This window comes from Vibrio sp. 2130-1, from assembly GCF_033339515.1.
Genome location: NZ_JAWOUT010000145.1, coordinates 1 through 861 on the forward strand (window position 1 = coordinate 1; position 861 = coordinate 861).

Genomic DNA, 861 nt, shown 5'->3' on the forward strand with positions numbered 1-861 from the left:
CCAAACGTAAAGTGCTCGAAACCGCAGAATCACTTGGCTACAAAAACAAAAAGGTTGCCCATGCTTTGGGACGCCCTAAAAAGATCGCATTGGTGATCAATGGCTTAACCAGTTATGACCCATTTATCGATGCCATCAATGCAGCGAGAGAAGAAGCGTGGTCGAACGACTACATATTGGTGACGTTCAATTACAGCCATGATGAAGTGTTGGCAAGCAAGATTGAGTCGGAGATCAACGGCGGTGATTACGCAGGTTTGGTTTACGCATCCAGTATGACGCGAGAGTTGGAGCAGCAACGCGTCACAACTTCCTTACCGACTGTGCTGCTGAACTGCACCAACGAAGAACACACCGAAACGCCAAGTATTTTGCCGGCCGATATGATTGGAGCTTACAAAGCAGTTTCCCACCTCACAGCGCAAGGTTATCGTCGCATTGCCATGCTGTCTGGTGAAAGTTGGATGCTAGCCAGTAAGCAACGTGCCGATGGTTATCGTCAGGCTCTCATTGATGCAGACATCATTCCTAACTCAGAGTATTTAGTCGATGCAAACTGGTCGCTAAAAGAAGCGCACCAGCAAACACTGACACTACTGAATATGGAGCAGCCACCAGAAGCGATTTTCTGTGGCAGCGACTATATGGCAATGGGGTGCTACCAAGCGATAGCGGAGTTGGGGTTGAAGATTCCTCAGGATGTTGCCGTTGTCGGTTACGATAATCAGCAAATCGCCTCTGAAAGCTTCCCAGCATTAACGTCGGTTGAACTGCCCTACTCAGACATGGGTAAACTCGCAATCGAATCGTTGATGGCACTGATTGAAGGGCAACCGTTGCTTTCTAACAAACGCAAAGTAG

Annotated in this window: 1 protein-coding gene; it reads left to right on the forward strand. The window is 48.3% G+C overall.

The features are described from left to right. Window positions 1-861, forward strand: an 861-nt coding sequence (locus R7Q09_RS24785) for a substrate-binding domain-containing protein (RefSeq protein WP_318143775.1), incomplete at both ends; no start/stop codon positions are given.